We start from the raw sequence: 20611 nt of genomic DNA on the forward strand, positions 1-20611 counted from the left end.
GAAGCGTCCCGCCGCGACCGGTACCGGAGACCTAGGCCGCGGGCCCGAGGTACGGGACGGCCCCGGCCGGTAGCTTCGCGGCCATGAAGATCACGAAGCCGCCCCGTTCCGCCGGGCAGCGCAAGCACGACGTACTGTCCCGGCTGGAGCGGGAGACGGACGTCTGGGTGGCCACGGCGGACGACGCCGGGCTGCCGTGTCTCGTCCCGCTCTGGTTCGTGTGGCACGGGGAGGCGGTGTGGCTGTCGACCCGGATCACCAGTCCGACCGGCCGCAATCTGCGGGACGGCGGCCGGACCCGGCTCGCGCTCGGGGACACCCGCGATGTCGTCCTGCTCGACGGGGAGGTGACCGCCTTCGCCCCGGGCGAGGTGCCGGAGGCGGCGGCCGGGGCGCTGCGGACGAAGACGGGCTGGGATCCGCGCGGGGACAGCCCGTCGTACGCCTTCTTCCGGATCCGGCCGTACGCGGTGCAGGCCTGGTGCGAGGAGCACGAGCTGCGTGGCCGGCATCTGATGCGGGACGGGGTGTGGGTGGTCTGAGCCGGTCCGTCAACCGGCCCTGGTGTGCAGGGCGTTCAGCCGGTTCAGCTGCGCTTCGGTGAACCGGATGGCGCCCGCCGCCACGTTCTCGGCGAGGTGGTCCGGGTTGCCCGTGCCGGGGATGGCGAGGACGTGCGAACCCTGGTGCAGAGTCCAGGCGAGCCGGATCTGGGCGGGAGTGGCGTCGTGCGCCCGGGCGACGGCGAGGACCTCGTCGTCGTGGTTCTCGGTCGCGCCGAGGCCGCCGGCGTCCCCCGCGACGGCGAAGAACGGTACGAAGGCGATGCCCCGTTCGCCGCAGATACGGACCAGTTCGTCGGTCGCCCGGTCCGTCGCGTCGAGTCCCCAGCGGTTCTGCACGCACACCACGGGGGCGATGGCCAGCGCCTCGTCGAGATGGCGCGGTTCGACGTCGGAGACGCCGAGGTGCCGGATCAGTCCGGCCTCGCGGAGTTCGGCGAGGGCGCCGAAGTGCTCGGCGATCGACTCCTGGCGCATCCGGCGGAGGTTGACCACGTCGAGGTGGTCGCGGCCGAGCTGGCGCAGGTTCTCCTCCACGTGTCCGCGCAGCTGGTCGGGCCGGGCGGAGGTGGCCCACTCCCCCGCGTAGTCGCGGTGGGGGCCGACCTTGGTGACGATGACGAGGTCGTCGGGGTACGGGGACAGGGCGGTGTTGATGAGTTCGTTGGCGGAACGCAGGGCGGAGAAGTAGAAGGCCGCCGTGTCGATGTGGTTCACGCCGAGCTCAACGGCCTTGCGCAGGACGGCGATCGAGCGGGTGCGGTCGCTCGGGGTGCCGTGGTGGAAGGCGGCGCTGCCCGTCAGCCGCATCGCGCCGAAGCCGAGGCGGTGGACGGGCAGATCGCCGAGTTTCCAGGTGCCGGAGGCGTCCGCGGTGAGCGTTTCGGAGGTCATCGACGGAGTCTGGCACACGGCCCCGTCGGCACGGGGCACGGCCGCACCCCTCGAAGGGGGAGCGGCCGCGGTGGGGGGGTTGGGCACACTCAACCGCTTTGGTCTGTACCAGTCAAGGATGTGGACCGGTCGTTCAAGCGGTCGATCTCCGAGGGCCGTTGAAAGGTCAGCTCAGCGGTGTCGCGAGGACCGCCTTGCGGTGGCTGAACGTCTCGATGGAGTAGCGGCCGTGGTAGCTGCCCATGCCGCTCTCCCCCACCCCGCCGAACGGCAGGTCGGAGACGGTGAGATGGGCGACGGGCAGGCCGTGGCCGAGGCCGCCGGAGGAGGTCTCGGCGGCGATCCGCGCCCGGGTGTCCTCGGACTCGCTGAAGACATAGAGGGCGAGGGGCTTGTCGCGGTCGTTGACGAACCCGATCGCGCCGTCCAGGTCCGGGACGGTGACGATCGGCAGGACCGGGCCGAAGATCTCCTCCCGCATCACCGGGGACTCCGGATCGACGTCGGCGAGCACGGTGGGCGCGATGTACTTGACCGTGCGGTCGGTGTCGCCGCCGACCACCACCCGGCCCGAGTCGAGCAGTCCGCTGAGCCGGTCGAAGTGGCGCTCGTTGACGATCCGGCCGTATGCGCCGGACTCCTTGGGCTCGGTGCCGTACAGCGTCCGGATTGCCTCGGCCAGGGCGGGTTCCAGGGCGGCGGCCGTCTCGGGGTCGGTCAGGACGTAGTCGGGGGCCACGCAGGTCTGCCCGGCGTTGAGGAACTTGCCGCGCGCCAGCCGGTCCGCGACCACCGCGAGGTCGGTGTCGCGGTCGACGAACGCCGGGGACTTGCCGCCGAGTTCGAGGGCGACCGGGGTGAGGTGCTCGGCGGCGGCGCGCATGACGATGCGGCCGACCGCGCCGTTGCCGGTGTAGAAGATGTGGTCGAAGCGCTCGGCGAGCAGGGCGGTGGTCTCCGGGACGCCGCCCTCGACGACGGCGACGGCCTCGGTGTCGAGGTAGGCCGGAAGCAGCCGGGCCAGCGCGGCCGAGGTCGCCGGGGCCAGCTCGCTGGGCTTGACGACGACCGCGTCGCCTGCGGCGAGGGCACCGGCCATCGGGCAGAGCAGCAGCTGGGCCGGGTAGTTCCACGGGGCGATGACGAGGACCACGCCGAGCGGGTCGTACTGCGTCCAGGCGGTCGCGTCGGCGCCCAGGTGCGCCGGGACCGGGGCGGGCTCGGGGCGGAGCCACTCCGCCAGGTGGTCGAGGGTGTGGTCGATCTCCCGGACGGTGAAGTCGATCTCCGTGCGGTAGGCCTCGCCGGAACTCTTGCCCAGGTCCGCGTGGAGGGCGGCGGCCAGCTCGTCGCCGCGTTCCGTGAGCAGGGCGCGCAGCCGGCGCAGCTGGCCGGTGCGCCACTCGACGGGCTTGGTGCGGCCGGTGCGGAAGGTGGCGCGCAGCCTGGCGACGACGTCGGCGGGCTGTTCGGGGGTGGACTGGTTCACGGATGCCTCGCTGGTGGTGCGCACGGGCCTGGCGGCCCGACTGCGGTCTCGACAGTAAGATGCATATTGCAACCTTTCAGGGGCCGAAGTAAATTCCGGCAGGTCGAAACCTGCTTCGCTTGACGAAGGTCACATCCGTTCAGCCGGTGAGTTCGCGCCGCCGCCGTGCGAGGTGTGCCCGTTCGGGCGGGCTGTCCGCGAGGTCGATGGCGGTGTCGTACTCCGTCACCGCCTCGGCGTCGCGGCCCAGGCGGCGCAGCAGATCGGCGCGCACGGCGTGCAGCACGTGGTACCCGTCGAGACCGAGCGCGTCGACCAGGTCGAGCGCCACGCCCGGGCCCTCCGTCTCGGCCACCGCGACCGCCCGGTTCAGCGCGACGACCGGGCTCGGGGCGACGGCCATGAGCTGGTCGTACAACCGCAGGATCTGCCCCCAGTCGGTGGCCGCGGCGGTCGGTGCGTCGCTGTGTACGGCGTTGATCGCGGCCTGGATCTGGTACGGCCCGGGCCGGTTGCGCCGCAGGCACCGCCGTACGAGGTCCTGCCCCTCCCCGATCAGCTCCCGGTCCCACCGGCCGCGGTCCTGCTCGGGCAGCGCCACCAGCTCCCCCTCGGCCGGGTTGCGGGCGGGCCGGCGGGCCTCCACGAGCAGCATCAGCGCGAGCAGCCCGGTGACCTCGGGCTCGTCCGGCATCAGCCCGTACAGCAGCCGCCCCAGGCGTACGGCCTCCGCGCAGAGCGCGGGATCGCCGCCGTACCCCTCGTTGAAGATCAGGTAGACGACGGCCAGGACGCCGTCGGTCCGGTCGGGCAGGTCGGCGTCCTTCGGCACCCGGTACGGGATGCCCGCGTCGCGGATCTTGGCCTTGGCGCGCACCAGGCGCTGGGCGAGGGTGGGCTCGGGGACCAGGAAGGCGCGGGCGATCTGTGCGGTGCCGAGCCCGCCGAGCAGGCGGAGGGTGAGGGCGACCCGGGACTGGAGGGCGAGCGCGGGGTGGCAGCAGGTGAAGATCAGACGGAGCCGTTCGTCGCGCACGGGGCCCTCCTCGGCCGGTGGGTCGGGCGCGTACAGCCGGGCGGCCTCGGTGTGCCGGGCGTCCCGGGAGGACTCCCGGCGCAGCCGGTCGAGGGCGCGGTTGCGTGCGGTGGTGATGATCCAGCCGGCCGGGCTGGGCGGCACCCCGCTCTCCGGCCATCGGTCCAAGGCCGTGGTGAAGGCGTCCTGGACCGCCTCCTCGGCGAGGTCGATGTCGCCGAGGAAGCGGACGAGGCCGGAGACCGCGCGTCCGTACTCGGTACGGAAGGCGGCCTCGACGTCGGCGGCGTCCGCCATCAGGCCGGGCCCACGAAAGGCCGTACCTCGATGGGGAGGGTGGTGGCGAGGGCGCACTTGCGGCCCCACTCCAGGGCGGCGTCCAGGTCCTCCGCGCGGATCAGGCAGATCCCGCCCAGGTACTCCTTGCCCTCGGCGTAGGGCCCGTCGGTGATCAGCACGTCGCCGTCTTTGGGCCGCAGCACGGTGGCCGTCTCCGGGCCGTGCAGACCGTCGGCGAAGACCCAGGCGCCGGCGGCGCGGAGTTCGTCGTTGAACGCCTCGACGTCTCGCATGATCGCGGCGAGTGCGTCGGGCGGGGGCGGGGTGCCGCCGGCCGGCTGGACCACGCTGAGCAGGTAGTGCTTCATGACGTTCTCCTCGATCGTCGTGGGGTGCGCGCCGCGGGGCGTGCGTCGCTGGGTGTTCTCGCCTTCTACACGAACGGAAGACCCCCGGATCGACACCTCGCACCGGGAAGTCGAAAGAATCTCGTCCATGACCGTCACCGCACATCCGCTCGTCTCCCGCGCCCGGGAACTCGCCGACGACCTCCTCTCCCCCGCGGCCGAGCGCGTCGACCAGGAGGGAGTGCCGGCGACCCACATCGAGGCGATCAAGCGCTCGGGACTGCTCGGGGTGAGCGCGCCGGCGGTGTACGGCGGCTCTGCGGCGCCCGTGGCCGTCGTACGCGAGACGGCGGAGATCCTGGCCGGGGCGTGCTGCTCGACCTGGTTCGTGCAGACGCAGCACCACACTCCGGTGCTGACCCTGGCCGGGTCCGAACTGCCGGTGCGGGAACGCCTGTTGGGCCCGCTGGCGCGCGGTGAGCTGCTGTCCGGGGTGGCGTACGCGCATCTGCGGTCGTATCCGCGGGTGCCCGTGCGGGTACGGCGGGAGGCGGGCGGCCGGCGCTTCCACGGTACGGTCCCCTGGTACACCGGCTGGGGCCTGAACGACGTGCTGCTGCTGGCCGGGGTGACCGAGGACGACGAGGCGCTGTTCGCCTTCGTCGAGGCACGGGAGCAGCCGGGCCTGCGGCCGTCGGAGCCGATGCGCCTGGCGGCGCTGACCGCGTCCCGGACGGTGTCCCTGGACCTGGACGGCCTGCGGGTGCCGGAGGAGGCGGTGGCGCTCCGGCTGCCGTTCGGGGACTGGGCGGCGGCGGACCACCCGAAGACGCTGAACACGAACCCGGCGGTCTTCGGGATCACGGAGGCGGCGCTGGGGCTGGTGGAGGAGGAGTACGCGGGGGTGCTGCGGGTGCGGCTCGGCGAGGTGCGCCGCCGCGCCTACGCGCTCGCCGACCACCCGGTGCCGCACGAGCGCGCGCAGGAGCGTCTGGCGGTGCGAGCGGAGGCGTTCACCTTGATGCGTACGGCGACGACCACGGCGGTGGTGACGGGAGGCGGCCGGGCGATGTCCCTGGACAGCCGCGCCCAGCGCCTGGCCAGGGAGGGGCTGTTCCTGCTGGTGCAGGGGCAGACACGCGCATCGCGCACGGCGCATCTGCAGTGGCTCGCGGAGCACTCCCGGTAGTGGGTTCACCGCCGCGGGAGAGGACCGCGTATCGCCCCCGTGCACACGTCCGCCGCCACCCGATGGTTGCGCATCGCGCAGTGTGATGCACCAAGAAGAACACAGCCTCTTGACCGGTCAGCCGTCCTGACGGGACCATGTTGCGCATCACTCACATCGTTGCGTATCACGCATCTGGAGGATGGCATGTCTCCTCGACCGCAGCCCGGCCGCGAGTTCGTCCTCACCCTTTCGTGCCCCGACCGGGCCGGTCTGGTCCACGCCGTCACCGGTTTCCTGGTCGGCCACTCCGGCAACATCCTGGAGAGCCAGCAGTTCGACGACCGGCTGCAGGACCGCTTCTTCATGCGCGTGCACTTCGATGTCCCGGACAGCGCCGTCTCGCTGGAGGATCTGCGCACCGGATTCGTGCCGGTCGCCGAGACGCACCGGATCACCTGGCGGCTGCAGGACGCGGTGACCCCGACCCGCACCCTGATCATGGTGTCGAAGTTCGGCCACTGCCTCAACGACCTGCTCTTCCGCAAGTCCACGGGCACGCTCAACATCGAGATCCCGGCGATCGTCTCCAACCACCGCGACTTCGAGCCGCTGGCGCGGAACTACGGCATCCCCTTCCACCACATCCCGGTGACACCCGACACCAAGGCGGAGGCGGAGGCCCGGCTGCTCCGGCTCGTCGACGAGCTCGACGTCGACCTGGTGGTGCTCGCCCGGTACATGCAGATCCTCTCCGACGACCTGTGCAAGCAGCTCGACGGCCGGGCCATCAACATCCACCACTCCTTCCTGCCGAGCTTCAAGGGGGCCCGGCCCTACGTCCAGGCGCACCAGCGGGGCGTCAAGCTCGTCGGCGCCACCGCGCACTATGTGACGTCGGATCTCGACGAGGGCCCGATCATCGAGCAGGACGTGGTCCGGGTGACCCACTCGCACGCCCCGGACGAGCTGGTCGCCCTGGGGCGTGACGTCGAGGCCCAGGTACTCGCCCGCGCCGTACGGTGGCACAGCGAAAGCCGTGTGCTGGTCAACGGCCACTGCACGGTGGTCTTCCGCTGACCGGACGACGGGCCGGCCCCGGGGGTACGGAGGGACAGTCCGAGTCATCGGAGTCAAGTGCCCACCGGGCCCCGTACCGAGTCGCTGTGACCTGTCCCCGCCCACAAGCACCTGCATATAGTTGCGCCATGAGCAACGACACCGCGGACGGCGAGACGGCGGGCCCCGCGGTGAACGGGGTGCAGTCCGTCGACCGTGCCGTCAGCGTCCTGGAGATCCTCGCCCGGCGCGGCGAAGCGGGGGTCAGCGAGGTCGCCGCCGAGATCGATGTCCACAAGTCGACCGCGTTCCGGCTGCTCGGGGCGCTGGAGGCGCGCGGTCTGGTCGAACAGGCGGCGGACCGGGGCAAGTACCGGCTCGGTTTCGGGATCGTGCGCCTCGCCGGCGCGGTCACGGGCCGCCTCGACCTCACCCAGCAGGGCCGTCCGGTGTGCGAGCGGCTGATCGAGCAGATCGGCGAGACCGTCAACATCGCCGTCCTGCAGGAGCATTACGCGGTCAACCTCTACCAGGTGCGCGGCCCCGGCGCGGTCGGCAGCCACAACTGGGTCGGCCAGCTCACCCCGGTGCACGCCACGTCCAGCGGCAAGATACTGCTGGCCCACCTGCCGGAGGCGGAGCGCACCCGCGTCCTCACGGCCTCCGGGCTGCGGAAGCTGACACCGCACACCCTGACCGCCAGGCCGAGGCTGGAGCAGAACCTCGCCGAGGCACGCGAGCGCGGCTACGCGGTGACGCTGGAGGAGCTGGAGCTCGGACTGCACGCGATCGCGGCCCCGATCCGCTCCCGGGACGGCGAGGTCATCGCCGCCCTCAGCGCATCGGGGCCCGCCTACCGCTTCACCGAGGAGCGCCTCCACGCACTCGCCCCGGCCCTGCTCAGGGGCGCGACGGAGATCAGCCACCGGATGGGCTACCTGGGCTGAGCCGCCCCCGCGGCCGGCGCGCTCGGCGCGCTCACGCGGGGGCGGCGTTCCGCTCGGCGGCCTCGACGACGTTGGCGAGCAGCATCGCCCGGGTCATGGGCCCCACGCCCCCGGGCATCGGCGCCACCCACCCGGCGACCTGGGCGGCCTCCGGATGGACGTCGCCTGCAAGGCCGTGTTCGGTGCGGGTGATGCCGACGTCCAGGACGGCCGCGCCGGGGCGCAGCATGTCCTTGGTGATCAGTCCGGGCGAGCCGGCCGCGGCGACGACGATGTCCGCCTCGCGCACATGCCAGGCCAGCCCCTTGGTTCCGGTGTGGCAGAGGGTGACGGTGGCGTTCTCGGAGCGCCGGGTGAGCAGCAGCCCCATCGGCCGTCCCACGGTGATGCCGCGCCCGATCACGCACACCAGCGCTCCGGCGATCGGCACCTCGTGGCGGCGGAGCAGTTCGACGATGCCGCGCGGGGTGCAGGGCAGGGGCGCCTCGACGCCCAGGACCAGCCGGCCGAGGTTGACGGGGTGCAGTCCGTCGGCGTCCTTGGCCGGGTCCATGCGGGCCAGTACGGCGTTGGCGTCCAGGTGACGGGGAAGGGGCAGCTGGACGATGTAACCGGTGCAGGCCGGGTCGGCGTTGAGCTCGTCGACGACGTCCTCGACCTGCTGCTGGCCGGCGTCGGCGGGCAGTTCACGGCGGATGGAGGCGATCCCGACCTGAGCGCAGTCCCGGTGCTTCCCGGCGACATAGGCACGGCTGCCCGGGTCGTCTCCGACGAGCACGGTCCCGAGCCCCGGCACACGACCGCCGGAAGCCGTCAACTTGGCCACCCGCTCAGCGAGTTCACCTCGAATGGCGGCGGCAGTGGCCTTCCCGTCCAGCACTTGCGCACTCACTGACGGCACTCCTTCCAAGAGACCGGGCTGCAGCGCGCCCCTCCAGGGGCGCGGGGCTGTGTCGATCAGCGGCTCCGCCGCGGGGCGCGACCAGCCACATCACACCCGCACCCGACAACTCACCCACGCAGCCGGGACATCGACGGATCGAACAAGGGCTCCTCAGCGACAACGGCCTCCACCTGCTGATCGAAGTAACCGATCCGCACCACCGTCCCCGGCACCGCCAACTCCCCCGGCAACCACGCGTAAGCGATCCCCTTGCCGACCGTGTAGCCGTACGCCGCGCTCGTCACGTACCCGACGGCCCGCTCCCCGTCGTACACCGGCTCCTTGCCCATCACGACGGCGGCCGGGTCCTCGATGGTCAGGCAGCTCAACCGGCGCCGTACGTCCGCCTTGCGCCGCTCCAGCGCCGCCTTGCCGACGAAGTCGCCCTTGTCGAGTTTGACGGCGAAGCCGACGCCGGCCTCGTAGGGGTCGTGTTCGTAGGTCATGTCGGTGCCGAAGGAGCGGTAGCCCTTCTCCAGGCGGAGGCTGTTGAAGGCGCCGCGGCCGGCGACGATGCCGCCGAGCGGCTCGGCCGCCTGCCACAGCGTGTCCCAGAGCTTCGCGCCCTGGTCGGCGGTGGTGTACAGCTCCCAGCCGAGTTCGCCGACGTACGACAGCCGCATGGCGGTGACGGGCACGGAGCCGATGTAGGCGCGCTTGGCGCGGAAGTACTTGAGGCCGTCGTTGGAGAAGTCCTCGTCGGTGAGGGGCTGCAGGACCTCTCGGGCGAGCGGGCCCCACAGGCCGACGCAGCAGGTGCCGGGGGTGATGTCGCGGACCTGGACCGTGCCGTCGGCGGGGAGGTGCCGGCCGAACCAGTCGAGGTCGAGGTTGCCGTTGGCTCCGACCTGGAAGAGGTCGCGGGCGAGGCGGGCGACGGTGATGTCGCTGCGGATGCCGCCGTCGTGGTCGAGGAGCAGCGTGTACGTCACCGAGCCGACGGACTTGGCGACCTTGCCGGTGACCAGTCCCTCCAGGAAGTCCGCGGCGCCGGGGCCGCTCACCTCCAGGCGCTTGAGGGCGGTCATGTCGTACATCGCGACGGTCTCGCGGGTGACCTGGGCCTCGGCGCCGACGATCGGGGACCAGTAGCGGGCCGCCCAGTCGTTGGGGGCGGGGATCGAACGCCCTTCGAGCAGGCCCGCGTTGGCCTCGTACCACTGGGGGCGCTCCCAGCCGTTCGCCTCCAGGAAGAACGCGCCGTGTTCCTGCTGGCGGGCGTGGAAGGGGCTGGTGCGGATCGGGCGGGGCTTCCCGGACGGCTGGAGGGGGTGGAGGATGTCGTAGACCTCGACGAAGTTCTGGCAGTCGCGGGCCAGGACGTACTCCGGGGCGAGCTGGTGCGGCTCGAAGCGGTTGACGTCGCACTCGTGCAGGTCGAAGGACGAGCAGTGGCCGTCGACCAGCCATTCGGCGACCGCGCGGCCGACGCCCGCGGAGTGGGTGACCCAGACGGCCTCGGCGACCCAGAAGCCCTTGACGTCGGGGGACTCGCCGAGCAGCGGGTAGCCGTCGGTGGTGAAGGAGAACAGGCCGTTGATGCCCTCCTCGACCTTGGCCTCGCGGGTGGCGGGGAGCAGGGACTGGGTCTCGGTCCAGGCGGGTTCGAAGTCCTCCTCGGTGAACTTCAGGACCGAGGGCATCTGGTCGGCCTCGTCGACGGAGAGGATGTCGTCGGCGGAGATCGGCATGGGGCGGTGGCCGTAGTAGCCGATGCCGATGCCGTCGAAGCGGTCGCGGTAGTAGAGGTCGGCGTCCTGATGGCGCAGGATCGGGCGGACGGCCTCCTCGGTCTGGCCGGCGAGCGCGGAGACCGGGCCGGTCCAGGCGAGCTGGTGGCCGAGCGGGGTGAGCGGGAGGTTCATCCCGACCATGCGGGCGATCCTCGGACCCCAGATGCCGGCGCAGCACACCACGATGTCGGCTGCCAGGTCGCCCTGGTCGGTGCGGACGCCCGTCACCCGGCCGTCGGCCTGGAGCACGTCCAGCACCTCGTGGCGGGGCAGGAAGGCGACCCCGCGCTCGGTGGCCCGGCGGATCTGGGCCTCGACGGCGAGGACGGCCTTGGCGAGGCCGTCGGTGGGGACCAGGAGGCCGCCGAGGACCCGGTCGCGGTCGACCAGCGGGTGCTGCTCGACGCACTCGTCGGGGGTCAGCAGGCGCGCCTCGATGCCCCAGGCGGTGATCCAGCCGTGGCGGCGGTGGAGTTCGGCGAGGCGCTCGGGGCTGGTCGCCACTTCGAGGCCGCCGACCTGGAGGAAGCAGGGCTTGCCGTCGACGTCGAGGGAGCAGAACTTCTCGACGGTGTAGCGCGCCAGCTCCGTCATGGTCTTCGAGGGGTTCGTCTGGAAGACCAGGCCCGGCGCGTGCGAGGAGGAACCCCCGGTCGCCGGGAGGGGGCCCTGGTCCACCACGGTCACCTCGGTCCAGCCGCGTGCGGAGATCTCGTCCGCCAGGGCCGCCCCCACGACGCCCGCTCCGATGATGACCACTCGGGGTCCCGCCATCGCCCAACCTCCGAACTTGAGACCGGTGCAGTTGCTTTGTACGCAACGTGATTCAGGTTGCGCAACTCAATGTGCCTGCCGTCGAGGAGGGGTGTCAAGGGGTCGGTGACGTCGGAAAACAGCCGGAAAAGCGCCGGAAACCGGGGACGCCCGGCGGGCGGCGCGCACAGCTGCGCACCGCCCGCCGGGCGTCCCGGACCGGCCCTCTCGCGACCCCGCTACTTCAGCCAGGCCTTCACCTTGTCGGGGTTGGCGTCGACCCACTTCTTGGCCGCCGCGTCGTCCGACAGCTTGTCCACCGCGATGTACTTGGCCACGGTGTTCTGGTCGTCGTTCGTCCAGTTGAAGTTCTTCACCAGGTCGTACGCCGGGCTGCCCGACTTGGCGAAGCTCGCGCTGACGACCTTGTCCAGGTCGTAGACCGGGTAGTCACAGGCGACCTTCGCGGCGTCGGCGTCGCAGCCCGTCGTGTACTTGGGCAGGTCCACCTTGACCAGCGGCACCTCGGACAGGAACCACTGCGGCTCGTAGAAGTAGCCGATCAGCCACTGCTTGTTCTTCTCGGCCGTCCGGAACGCCTGGATGAGCGCGGTCTCGCTGCCCGCGTACACCACCTTGAAGTTCAGCTTCAGGTTCTTGACCAGGGCGGCGTCGTTGGTGACGTACGACGGGTCGCCGTCGAGCAGCTGGCCCTTGCCGCCCGACTCGGACGTCTTGAAGCTGGCCGCGTACTTGTCGAGGTTCTCCCAGTTCGTGATGTCCGGGTGCGCCTTGGCCAGCCACGGCGGCACGAACCAGCCGATGATGCCCTTGTTGCCGGTCGAGCCGGCCTCGACGGCCGTCTTCTGCCCGGTGATGTACTTCTTCTTCAGATCGTCGTGGCCCCAGTTCTCCAGGACGGCGTCGACCTCGCCGGTCCCGAACCCCTGCCAGGCGATCTCCTCCTTGAGGTCCTTCTTGTTGACCGTACAGCCGAGGTTGTGCTGCGCGACGTACGCGACGACCGCCGCGTCCGCCTCGTAGCCGACCCACGGGTTGACGGCCAGGTTGAAGGTGCCGCACTTGCCGCCCGAGGACGTCGAGCCGGCGGAACTGCTGTCGCCGACCTTCGCCCCGCCGCAGGCCGTGAGGGTGAGGCCGAGAACGGCCAGGCCGGCCGCGCCGGCTCGCCAGTGTTGTGCCATGGTGTCGAGCTCCTTATGCCCTGGTGCGTCGCGCCGCAGCCTGAGTGATCCGGTCGAACATGACTCCGAGCAGTACGATCGCCAGCCCCGCGGCCAGCCCCTTGCCGTACAGCTCGCCCTGCGAGAAACCGGCCACGACGTCGTAGCCGAGGGCGCCCGCCCCTACCAGGCCGCCCACCACAACCATCGACAGCACGTAGATCAGGCCCTGGTTGGTCGCGAGGGTCAGGGCGCTGCGTGCCATCGGCAGCTGGACCTTGGTGATGATCTGCCAGGTGTTGCACCCGGCCGAGGTGGCCGCCTCGACGGTGGACCCGGGCACGTTCCGCACCCCGTCAGCGATGATCTTGATCGCGACGGGGGCCGCGTAGACGACGGCCGCGACGATCGCGGTGAAGCGGGTGGCGCCGAAGAGCGCCAGGAACGGCACGAGGTAGACGAAGGGCGGCATGACCTGGGCGGCGTCCAGGGTGGGCCGGATCAGCCGGTCCACCAGGGCGCTGCGGCCCATCCACACCCCGAAGACGGCGCCGAACAGCATCACCAGGACGGTGGCCACGGCGGTCGAGGCGAGGGTGGTCATGCTGTCCGACCACAGGCCCGTGGCGACCAGCAGCCCGACGCAGACGGCGGCCGTCACCGCGGCCCACCGGCCGCCGAGCACCGCGCCGAGCGCGACCAGGGTGACACCGACCAGCCACCACGGGGAGTCGGTGAGCAACGTCTGGAACGGGTTGAGCAGTCCGTTGGTGAGGGCGTCCCGCAGCGCGTTGGTCAGGCCGGAGAGATGGTCCTGCATCCAGGTGGTCGCGGTGTCGGCCGCGCTCGCGATGTGGCTGCCGACGGTGCCGTCGCCGGGGAACTCGGCCGCCCAGACGTAGGTGTGGGACAGGTAGACCAGGACGAGGGCCACGACCCCGCCCGCCCCCAGCAGCGGGCGGCGCCACGTGGCGAACCGGCCCTCGCCGGTGCGGCGGGCCTCGGTGCGGGCGGCCGCCGCGGTGGTGACCCGGTCGAGGACGATGGCCATCACGACGATGGCGAGACCGGCGTTGAAGGCGGTGCCGACGTCGAGCGACTGCAGGGCCTGGACGACGGTCTTGCCGAGGCCGGGCGCGTCGATCAGGGCGGCGATGGTGACCATGGCCAGCGCGGCCATGATGGTCTGGTTGACGCCCATGACCACCGTGCGCCGGGACATCGGCAGCAGCACCTTCACCAGTTGCTGCGTCCGTGTCGTGCCGAGGGAGTCCGCCGCCTCGACGGTGGTCTCGGGGACGGACCGGATGGCGTGCGCGGTGATGCGGATGGCGGGCGGTGCCGCGTAGATGACCGTGGTGATGACGGCCGAGGCGCCGCCGATGAGGAAGATCAGGGTGAGCGGGGCGAGGTAGACGAAGGTCGGCATCGTCTGCATGAAGTCCAGGAAGGGCGTCATGATCCGGTTGAACCGGTCGGAGAGCCCGGCCCAGACGCCGAGCGGGATGCCGATGAGCAGCGCGACGAGGACCGCCGACAGGGTCAGCGCCAGGGTGTCCATGCTCTCCTGCCACAGGCCCTGGAGCCCGAAGAAGGTGAAGCCGGCCACGGCCAGCAGCGCGACCCGCCAGTTGCCCACGGCCCAGGAGACGTAGCCGGTGAGTCCGACGACGCCGAGCCAGCCGATCTGCGGGACCGGGCGGGAGCCGGTGGGCTGGGAGATCAGCGACTGGACGAAGGTCACCAGGTTGTCGATGACCAGCCGGATCTCGTTGAAGAAGTAGAGGAAGACCGGGTTGGAGTTGCGGTTGGCGCCGATGCTGTCGTTGACGTCGTTCAGCCAGCGGTGCAGACCGGTGAGGTCGGCCGCGGCCAGGGTCAGCGTCTGGCGGCCGCGGAACACGGCGAAGAGGACCAGCCAGGCGACCAGGATCGCGGCCACCACCATGGGGCGGCTGACCCTGTTGCGTATCGTCGCGACGGGCGCGGTCGCGTCGGCGACGGCGGCCATCACGCGCCGCCTTCCTGTCCGGCGACCACGGCGAGGATCTCCTCGTCGCCGACGATGCCGAGCAGCTTGCCGTTCTCGACGACCTTGACCGGCTTCTCGGCCGCGAGGACGGCCCGGGTGGCCTCGCGTACGACGACGTCCGGGCCCAGCTCCGGGCCGTCCAGGGCGTCGTCGGGCGTGGCGGGCCGCATGATCCAGCGCAGGGTGAGGACGTCGCCGCGCGGCACGTCCTTGACGAAGTCCCTCACGTAGTCGTCGGCCGGGGCGCCGACGAGTTCGTCGCCGGTGCCGCACTGCACCATCTTGCCGTCCCGCATGATCAGGATGCGGTCGCCGAGCTTCAGGGCCTCGGAGAGGTCGTGGGTGATGAAGACCATGGTCTTGCCGACCTCGTGGTGCAGGCGGATGACCTCGCTCTGCATGTCACGGCGGATCAGCGGGTCGAGCGCGGAGAACGGCTCGTCGAAGAAGAGGACGTCGGGGTCGCCGGCCAGGGCGCGGGCGAGGCCGACCCGCTGCTGCATACCGCCGGAGAGCTGGTCGGGGTAGGAGTTCTCGTAGCCGGCGAGGCCCACCAGTTCGACGGTCTCCAGCGCGCGTTTCATCCGCTCGGACTTGCCCATGCCCCGGATCTCCAGGCCGAACGCCACGTTGTCGACGACCTTGCGGTGCGGCAGCAGACCGAAGTGCTGGAAGACCATGGAGAACTTGCTGCGCCGCAGCTCGCGCAGCCGCCGGGCGTCGGCGCCCCGGATGTCCTCGCCCTCGAAGACGACCTCGCCGGAGGTGGGTTCGATCAGCCGGGTCAGACATCGCACCAGGGTGGACTTGCCCGACCCCGACAGGCCCATGACGACGAAGACCTCGCCGTTCGACACCTCGAAGTTCACGTCACGGACGGCGGCGGTGCATCCGGTGCGGTCCATGAGCTCACGCCGGGTGAGGCCGCACAGCTCCTCGGAGCCGGGCACCTCGTCGGCCTTCGGCCCGAACACCTTCCACAGCCGGCGCACGGAGATGACCGGGGTGCGATCCTGCGGGTCCTGGGACGTGTCGCGCCGCTGCGACACCTCGGTCTGGGCTGGGGTCATGATCGGCCTCTTTTCGGCGTCAGCCGCGGAACCAGTGCTGCGGCCGGGGTTGGATGTTCTGCCAGATGTGCTTGGGCTCTCGGTACTCGTCCAGGCCGGTCGGTCCCAGCTCTCGGCCCACGCCCGAGTGCCCGAAACCACCCCATTCCGCTTGCGGCACATAGGGGTGGTAGTCGTTGATCCACACGGTGCCGTGGCGCAGCCTGCGGGCGACCCGCTGGGCCTTGCCCGCGTCCTGCGTCCAGACGGCTCCGGCGAGGCCGTACTCCGTGTCGTTGGCGATGCGGACGGCGTCGTCCTCGTCCCGGAAGCGCTCGACGGTGAGCACGGGTCCGAAGGACTCCTCGTGCACCACGCGCATGTCCTGCCGGCACTCGTCGAGGACGGTGGGCGGGTAGTAGTGGCCGTTCGCCAGCGCCGGGTCGTCGGGGCGCGTACCGCCGCAGCGCAGTACGGCGCCCTCGGCGATCCCGGCGGCGACGTACGCCTCGACCTTCTCGCGGTGCTGTGCGGAGATCAGCGCCCCGGTCTCGGCCTCGGGGTCGAAGGGGCCGCCGAGGCGGATGAGGCGGGCCCGGCGCACGACCTCGTCGACGAAGGCGTCGTGGATCGAGTCCTCGACGATGAGCCGGGCGCCCGCCGAGCAGACCTGCCCGGAGTGCAGGAAGACGGCGGTGAGCGCGAAGTCGACGGCGGTCTCGAAGTCGGCGTCGGCGAAGACGACGTTGGGGTTCTTGCCGCCGAGTTCGAGGGCGACCTTCTTCACCGTGGCGGCGGCGGTGGCCATGAGGTGCCGGCCGGTGTGCAGGCCACCGGTGAAGGACACCATGTCGACGGCCGGATGCTCGGCCAGCGGTGCGCCCGCCTCGGCTCCGGCGCCCAGCACGAGGTTGGCGACGCCGGCCGGGAGCCCGGCCTCCTCCAGGGCCTTCATCAGCAGGATCGAGGTGGAGGGGGTGAGCTCACTGGGCTTGAGGATCACGGTGTTGCCGGCCAGCAAGGCCGGTGCGACCTTCCAACTCGCCTGCAGCAGCGGGTAGTTCCAGGGGGTGATCAGTCCGCAGACCCCGACGGGTTCATAGGTGACCCGGCTGAGCGCGTCGTCGCGGCCGGTGTCGACCACGCGGCCGGCGCTGGTGCCGGCGATGCCGCCGTAGTAGCGGAAGCAGGAGACGACGTCGGCGATGTCGTACTCGCTCTCCACCAGGCGCTTGCCGGTGTCCAGGGACTCCGCGCGGGCGAATTCCTTGGCGTCGCGCTCGATGATGTCGGCGGTGCGCAGCAGCAGCGCGCCGCGCTCCCGCTCGGGGGTGCCCGGCCAGGGGCCCTCGTCGAAGGCCCGCCGGGCCGCGCCGATCGCCGCCTCGGTGTCGGGGCGGGTCGCCTCCGAGACCGTCGCGACGAGCGTGCCGTCCGCCGGACAGCGGATCTCGCGGTGGCCGCCCGCCACCGCGGCGCGCCATTTTCCATCCATGTACAGATCTGCCACGGCCGCGCCCTTCGAGCCCGTATTCGTTGCGCATTGTGCATTGGATTGCTTGTGGTGGAACACCCTGGTCGAACGGGCCGACCGCGTCAAGAGGTCGGCGTATCCCGATTCGGCCGCGAAACGGGGCTCCCCGCAGGGGGTCGGCCGCCCAGCCGGTCCAGCAGCGCGCGGCGCCACCGCTCCGTCTCGGCGATCTGGTTGAACGTGAACAGATGCAGTCCCGCCACACCCGCCGACGGCGCGGTGAGAGCCGGCGCGCCCCGGGCGAGGAGCCGCTCCGGGTCGTATCCGCCGGGTGCCGCGAGGCGCAGGAACCAGGAGGCGTGCCTGGTGAGGAAGCGGGTCGACTCCCCCACCCCGATCTTCGTCGCCATGGACAGCAGCTTCGCCCGCTGCACGGGCCCGGCGACGCCGACGTACACGGGCAGCGTGATGTCCCTGCGCCGGATCCGGGTGATCCAGTCGCCGAGCACGCGCGCATCGAAGCAGAGGTTGCTGACGATGTACGTCGCGTGCGCCCGCTTGTCCCACATCGCCTGGATGGTGAGGTCGTCATGGATGAGCGGATGGCTCTCCGGATAGCCGGTGATCCCCGTCCGCGCGAAGGGCCTGCCCAGTTCGTCCAGCCGGCGCAGCACCGGCAGCGCGCCCTCGTACGGCCCGGCCGGCGGGTCCGCGTCGCCGGCCGGCACGAAGACGTCGTCGACGCCTGCCGCACGCAGCCGCTCGGTGACGTCCTTCAGGTGCGTGTCGTCCCGCAGCAGGCGTGCGGGCACGTGCGGGACGACGCGGTACCCCTGCGCCGCGAGCCGCTCGGTGAGGGCGAGGGTCGGCTCCAGGCCCTTGACCGGCGACGCCGTGACCGTGACCACGATGTCGCGCGGCACCTGGGCGAGGACCTTCTCCTCGGTGGCCTTCGCCGGCAGCACCTCGTAGCGGACGCGGGCGAGCAGCGCCCGCAGGGCCTCGGCCGCCATGCCCTACCCGGCCTGCTTCTGGGCGTCGCGGTGCCGGTAGTAGACGGCCTTGGACGGCTCCAGCGGCTCCTTGCCGAGGATCAGGTCGGCCGCCTTCTCCGCGATCATCATCACCGGCGCGTAGATGTTCCCGTTGGTGACGTACGGCATCACGGAGGCGTCGACCACCCGCAGGCCCTCCACGCCGTGCACCCGCATGCTGGCGGGGTCGACGACGGACATCTCGTCGGTGCCCATCTTGCAGGTGCAGGACGGGTGCAGGGCGGTCTCGCCGTCCTTGGCGACCCAGGAGAGGATCTCCTCGTCCGTCGCCACGGAGGGGCCGGGCGAGATCTCGCCGTCGTTGTAGGGGGCGAGCGCGGGCTGGTTGAGGAGGTTGCGGGCCACCCTGACCGCCTCGACCCACTCGCGGCGGTCCTGCTCGGTGGAGAGGTAGTTGAAGCGGAGCGCCGGGTGTTCGTCCGGGTCCTTGCTCCTGATCTTCACCGAGCCGAGGGCGTCGGAGTACATGGGGCCCACGTGGACCTGGTAGCCGTGGCCGCCGGCGGGCACGGAGCCGTCGTAGCGGACCGCGATGGGCAGGAAGTGGAACATCAGGTTGGGGTAGTCCACGTCCTCGTTGCTGCGGCAGAAGCCGCCGGCCTCGAAGTGGTTCGTGGCGGCGGGCCCCTTGCGGAAGAGCCACTGCAGGCCGATGAAGGGGGCCCGCCACTTCGCCAGGTACGGCTGCATGGAGACGGGCTGCTTGCAGCCGTACTGGATGTACACCTCCAGGTGGTCCTGGAGGTTCTCGCCGACGCCCGGCAGGTCGTGGACGACGTCGATGCCGAGGGCGCTCAGCTCCTCGACGTTGCCGATACCGGAGAGCTGGAGGAGTTGCGGGGAGTTGATCGCGCCGCCGCAGAGGATGACCTCCTTGGCGCTGACCTGCTGGAGGGCGCCCTTGCCGCGCCGGTACTCGACGCCGACGGCCTTCTTGCCCTCGAAGAGGACGCGGGTGACCAGGGCGCGGGTCTTCACGGTGAGGTTGGGGCGCTTGCGGGCGGGCTTGAGGTACGCCTTGGACGCCGACAGCCGCCGGCCGCGGTGGACGTTGCGGTCGAACTTGGCGAAGCCCTCCTGCCGGTAGCCGTTGACGTCGTCGGTGGGCGCGTGGCCCGCCTCCTGGGTGGCCTTGAGGAAGGCGGAGAAGAGCGGGTTCGTGGCCGGGCCGCGCTCCAGGACGAGGGGGCCGTCATGGCCGCGGAACTCGTCGTCCGGGTCGGCCGCCAGGCAGTTCTCCATCCGGCGGAAGTAGGGCAGGCAGTGGGCGTAGTCCCAGGTCTCCATGCCGGGGTCGGCGGCCCAGCGCTCGTAGTCCAGGGGGTTGCCGCGCTGGAAGATCATGCCGTTGATGCTGCTGGAGCCGCCGAGCACCTTGCCGCGGGCGTGGTAGACGCGGCGGCCGCCCATGTGGGGCTCGGGCTCGGACTCGTACTTCCAGTCGTAGAACCGGCTGCCGATGGGGTAGGTCAGCGCCGCGGGCATGTGGATGAAGACGTCCCAGGGGTAGTCGGGGCGGCCTGCCTCGAGGACGAGCACCCGGTTGCCGGGATCGGCCGAGAGCCGGTTCGCCAGGGCGCTGCCGGCTGATCCACCGCCGACGATGACGAAGTCGTACTGCAAGGGAGCCATGGTGCCTCGTCTCGCTCGGGCCGTCGATTTGCGCGGCATGCTAGTACGGGTATCGCTATGCGCACCAGGTTGCGAACCACGCAACTTGTAAGATCTTTGTTCACATCTCGTTACTTGGGCGCTGTTGTTTACTGTGCGTATAGTTCCGCTATGAGCAACTACAGTCCGGATACCGAATCGAACGGCTCATCTTCTGGCGGGGTGCAGTCCGTGGACCGCGCCATCAGCGTCCTCGAGATCCTGGCCCAGCGCGGCGAGGCCGGCGTGAGCGAGGTGGCCGCGGAGATCGATGTTCACAAGTCGACCGCGTTCCGACTGCTCGGCGCCCTGGAGGCACGCGGTCTCGTGGAGCAGGCGGGCGAGCGCGGCAAGTACGCGCTCGGCTTCGGCATCGTACGCCTGGCCGGCGCCGTCACGGGACGCATCGATGTCACCCAGCAGGGCCGGCAGGTGTGCGAGCGGCTGGCCGAGGAGATCGGCGAGACGGTCAACATCGCCGTGATGCAGGAGCACTACGCGATCAACCTGTACCAGGTGCGGGGTACGGCCGCCGTCACCGCGCACAACTGGGTCGGCCAGCTGACCCCGCTGCACGCCACCTCCAGCGGCAAGATCATGCTGGCCCATGTGCCCGCCAAGGAGCGCGCCGCGCTGATCTCGGACGGGGGCCTGAAGAAGCTGACCCCCCACACCATCTCCTCGAAGGCGAAGCTGGAGAAGAACCTCGCCGAGGCCCGGGAGCGCGGTTACGCCTGGACGCTGGAGGAGCTGGAGATCGGGCTGCACGCCATGGCCGCGCCGATCCGCGACCGGGACGGCGTGGTCATCGCGTCGATCAGCGCCTCCGGGCCCTCCTACCGGTTCACCGAGGAGCGTATGCACGAGCTGGCTCCGGTGCTGGTCAAGGGCGCGGAGGAGATCAGCCACCGCATGGGGTACCTGGGCTGAGCGCCCACCGGACGACCGCCGTACGG

General features: G+C 71.1%; 17 protein-coding genes. 5 read left to right on the forward strand and 12 right to left on the reverse strand.

Annotated features, from left to right (window positions below):
- Positions 1-83: 83 nt before the first annotated feature.
- Complete coding sequence (locus AB0D85_RS35450; RefSeq protein WP_362329289.1) at positions 84-542, forward strand: pyridoxamine 5'-phosphate oxidase family protein; 459 nt, start codon at positions 84-86, stop codon at positions 540-542.
- A gap of 9 nt (positions 543-551) precedes the next feature.
- Here the strand turns inward: AB0D85_RS35450 and AB0D85_RS35455 are convergent, their stop codons facing one another.
- The 4 genes from AB0D85_RS35455 to AB0D85_RS35470 all read right to left on the reverse strand — a co-directional run bounded on the left by AB0D85_RS35455 (position 552) and on the right by AB0D85_RS35470 (position 4629).
- A complete protein-coding gene (locus AB0D85_RS35455; RefSeq protein WP_362329292.1) occupies positions 552-1457 on the reverse strand; it encodes an oxidoreductase in 906 nt (301 codons plus the stop codon).
- A gap of 166 nt (positions 1458-1623) precedes the next feature.
- Entirely contained in the window at positions 1624-2970 is a 1347-nt protein-coding gene (locus AB0D85_RS35460; RefSeq protein ID WP_362329295.1) for an aldehyde dehydrogenase family protein, read from the reverse strand.
- A gap of 115 nt (positions 2971-3085) precedes the next feature.
- Positions 3086-4279, reverse strand: a complete 1194-nt coding sequence (locus AB0D85_RS35465) for an RNA polymerase sigma factor (RefSeq protein ID WP_362329298.1) — start codon at positions 4277-4279, stop codon at positions 3086-3088.
- Complete coding sequence (locus AB0D85_RS35470; protein ID WP_362329301.1) at positions 4279-4629, reverse strand: YciI family protein; 351 nt, start codon at positions 4627-4629, stop codon at positions 4279-4281. The genes AB0D85_RS35465 and AB0D85_RS35470 overlap by 1 nt, the downstream gene beginning before the upstream one ends.
- Positions 4630-4756: 127 nt before the next feature.
- Here AB0D85_RS35470 and AB0D85_RS35475 point away from each other — a divergent pair, with 127 nt between their 5' ends.
- The 3 genes from AB0D85_RS35475 to AB0D85_RS35485 all read left to right on the forward strand — a co-directional run bounded on the left by AB0D85_RS35475 (position 4757) and on the right by AB0D85_RS35485 (position 7782).
- The gene (locus tag AB0D85_RS35475; protein WP_362329305.1) at positions 4757-5797 is read left to right on the forward strand and encodes an acyl-CoA dehydrogenase family protein; all 1041 of its coding nucleotides are present in this window, start codon (positions 4757-4759) and stop codon (positions 5795-5797) included.
- 186 nt (positions 5798-5983) lie between these two features.
- Positions 5984-6856: a formyltetrahydrofolate deformylase gene (gene purU, locus AB0D85_RS35480; protein ID WP_362329308.1), complete on the forward strand. Its 873-nt coding sequence runs from the start codon at positions 5984-5986 to the stop codon at positions 6854-6856.
- A gap of 128 nt (positions 6857-6984) precedes the next feature.
- Positions 6985-7782, forward strand: a complete 798-nt coding sequence (locus AB0D85_RS35485; protein ID WP_362329311.1) for an IclR family transcriptional regulator — start codon at positions 6985-6987, stop codon at positions 7780-7782.
- 31 nt (positions 7783-7813) lie between these two features.
- Here the strand turns inward: AB0D85_RS35485 and AB0D85_RS35490 are convergent, their stop codons facing one another.
- The 8 genes from AB0D85_RS35490 to betA all read right to left on the reverse strand — a co-directional run bounded on the left by AB0D85_RS35490 (position 7814) and on the right by betA (position 19637).
- On the reverse strand, positions 7814-8674 hold the full coding sequence (locus tag AB0D85_RS35490) for a bifunctional methylenetetrahydrofolate dehydrogenase/methenyltetrahydrofolate cyclohydrolase (RefSeq protein ID WP_362329314.1): 861 nt from the start codon (positions 8672-8674) through the stop codon (positions 7814-7816).
- Positions 8675-8793: 119 nt separating this feature from the next.
- Positions 8794-11232 carry an FAD-dependent oxidoreductase gene (locus AB0D85_RS35495; protein ID WP_362329317.1) on the reverse strand — a complete coding sequence of 813 codons (2439 nt, stop codon included), beginning with the start codon at positions 11230-11232 and terminating at the stop codon, positions 8794-8796.
- A gap of 218 nt (positions 11233-11450) precedes the next feature.
- Positions 11451-12416, reverse strand: a complete 966-nt coding sequence (locus AB0D85_RS35500) for an ABC transporter substrate-binding protein (protein WP_362329320.1) — start codon at positions 12414-12416, stop codon at positions 11451-11453.
- A gap of 13 nt (positions 12417-12429) precedes the next feature.
- Entirely contained in the window at positions 12430-14406 is a 1977-nt protein-coding gene (locus AB0D85_RS35505; protein WP_362329323.1) for an ABC transporter permease subunit, read from the reverse strand.
- Complete coding sequence (locus tag AB0D85_RS35510) at positions 14406-15497, reverse strand: glycine betaine/L-proline ABC transporter ATP-binding protein (protein WP_362329326.1); 1092 nt, start codon at positions 15495-15497, stop codon at positions 14406-14408. Before AB0D85_RS35510 ends, AB0D85_RS35505 begins: the two co-directional genes overlap by 1 nt.
- Positions 15498-15516: 19 nt before the next feature.
- Positions 15517-16986, reverse strand: a complete 1470-nt coding sequence (locus AB0D85_RS35515; RefSeq protein ID WP_362329329.1) for an aldehyde dehydrogenase family protein — start codon at positions 16984-16986, stop codon at positions 15517-15519.
- 86 nt (positions 16987-17072) lie between these two features.
- The gene (locus tag AB0D85_RS35520) at positions 17073-17963 is read right to left on the reverse strand and encodes a 5,10-methylenetetrahydrofolate reductase (protein WP_362329332.1); all 891 of its coding nucleotides are present in this window, start codon (positions 17961-17963) and stop codon (positions 17073-17075) included.
- A gap of 3 nt (positions 17964-17966) precedes the next feature.
- Positions 17967-19637 carry a choline dehydrogenase gene (betA, locus tag AB0D85_RS35525; protein WP_362329334.1) on the reverse strand — a complete coding sequence of 557 codons (1671 nt, stop codon included), beginning with the start codon at positions 19635-19637 and terminating at the stop codon, positions 17967-17969.
- Positions 19638-19787: 150 nt separating this feature from the next.
- Between betA and AB0D85_RS35530 the strand changes: the two genes are divergently transcribed.
- A complete protein-coding gene (locus AB0D85_RS35530) occupies positions 19788-20585 on the forward strand; it encodes an IclR family transcriptional regulator (RefSeq protein ID WP_362329338.1) in 798 nt (265 codons plus the stop codon).
- Positions 20586-20611 lie beyond the last annotated feature (26 nt).

Origin of the sequence: Streptomyces sp. NPDC048277, from assembly GCF_040652235.1 — a bacterium.
In the GTDB taxonomy this organism is placed as follows: Bacteria; Actinomycetota; Actinomycetes; order Streptomycetales; family Streptomycetaceae; genus Streptomyces.

Excerpts from the sequence above, each read along its gene's own strand:
- AB0D85_RS35450 (WP_362329289.1), top strand. The coding sequence starts at position 84 with ATGAAGATCACGAAGCCGCCCCGTTCCGCCGGGCAGCGCAAGCACGAC.
- AB0D85_RS35455 (WP_362329292.1), bottom strand. The coding sequence starts at position 1,457 with ATGACCTCCGAAACGCTCACCGCGGACGCCTCCGGCACCTGGAAACTC.
- AB0D85_RS35465 (WP_362329298.1), bottom strand. The coding sequence starts at position 4,279 with ATGGCGGACGCCGCCGACGTCGAGGCCGCCTTCCGTACCGAGTACGGA.
- AB0D85_RS35470 (WP_362329301.1), bottom strand. The coding sequence starts at position 4,629 with ATGAAGCACTACCTGCTCAGCGTGGTCCAGCCGGCCGGCGGCACCCCG.
- AB0D85_RS35475 (WP_362329305.1), top strand. The coding sequence starts at position 4,757 with ATGACCGTCACCGCACATCCGCTCGTCTCCCGCGCCCGGGAACTCGCC.
- purU (WP_362329308.1), top strand. The coding sequence starts at position 5,984 with ATGTCTCCTCGACCGCAGCCCGGCCGCGAGTTCGTCCTCACCCTTTCG.
- AB0D85_RS35485 (WP_362329311.1), top strand. The coding sequence starts at position 6,985 with ATGAGCAACGACACCGCGGACGGCGAGACGGCGGGCCCCGCGGTGAAC.
- AB0D85_RS35495 (WP_362329317.1), bottom strand. The coding sequence starts at position 11,232 with ATGGCGGGACCCCGAGTGGTCATCATCGGAGCGGGCGTCGTGGGGGCG.
- AB0D85_RS35500 (WP_362329320.1), bottom strand. The coding sequence starts at position 12,416 with ATGGCACAACACTGGCGAGCCGGCGCGGCCGGCCTGGCCGTTCTCGGC.
- AB0D85_RS35505 (WP_362329323.1), bottom strand. The coding sequence starts at position 14,406 with ATGGCCGCCGTCGCCGACGCGACCGCGCCCGTCGCGACGATACGCAAC.
- AB0D85_RS35510 (WP_362329326.1), bottom strand. The coding sequence starts at position 15,497 with ATGACCCCAGCCCAGACCGAGGTGTCGCAGCGGCGCGACACGTCCCAG.
- AB0D85_RS35520 (WP_362329332.1), bottom strand. The coding sequence starts at position 17,963 with ATGGCGGCCGAGGCCCTGCGGGCGCTGCTCGCCCGCGTCCGCTACGAG.
- betA (WP_362329334.1), bottom strand. The coding sequence starts at position 19,637 with ATGGCTCCCTTGCAGTACGACTTCGTCATCGTCGGCGGTGGATCAGCC.
- AB0D85_RS35530 (WP_362329338.1), top strand. The coding sequence starts at position 19,788 with ATGAGCAACTACAGTCCGGATACCGAATCGAACGGCTCATCTTCTGGC.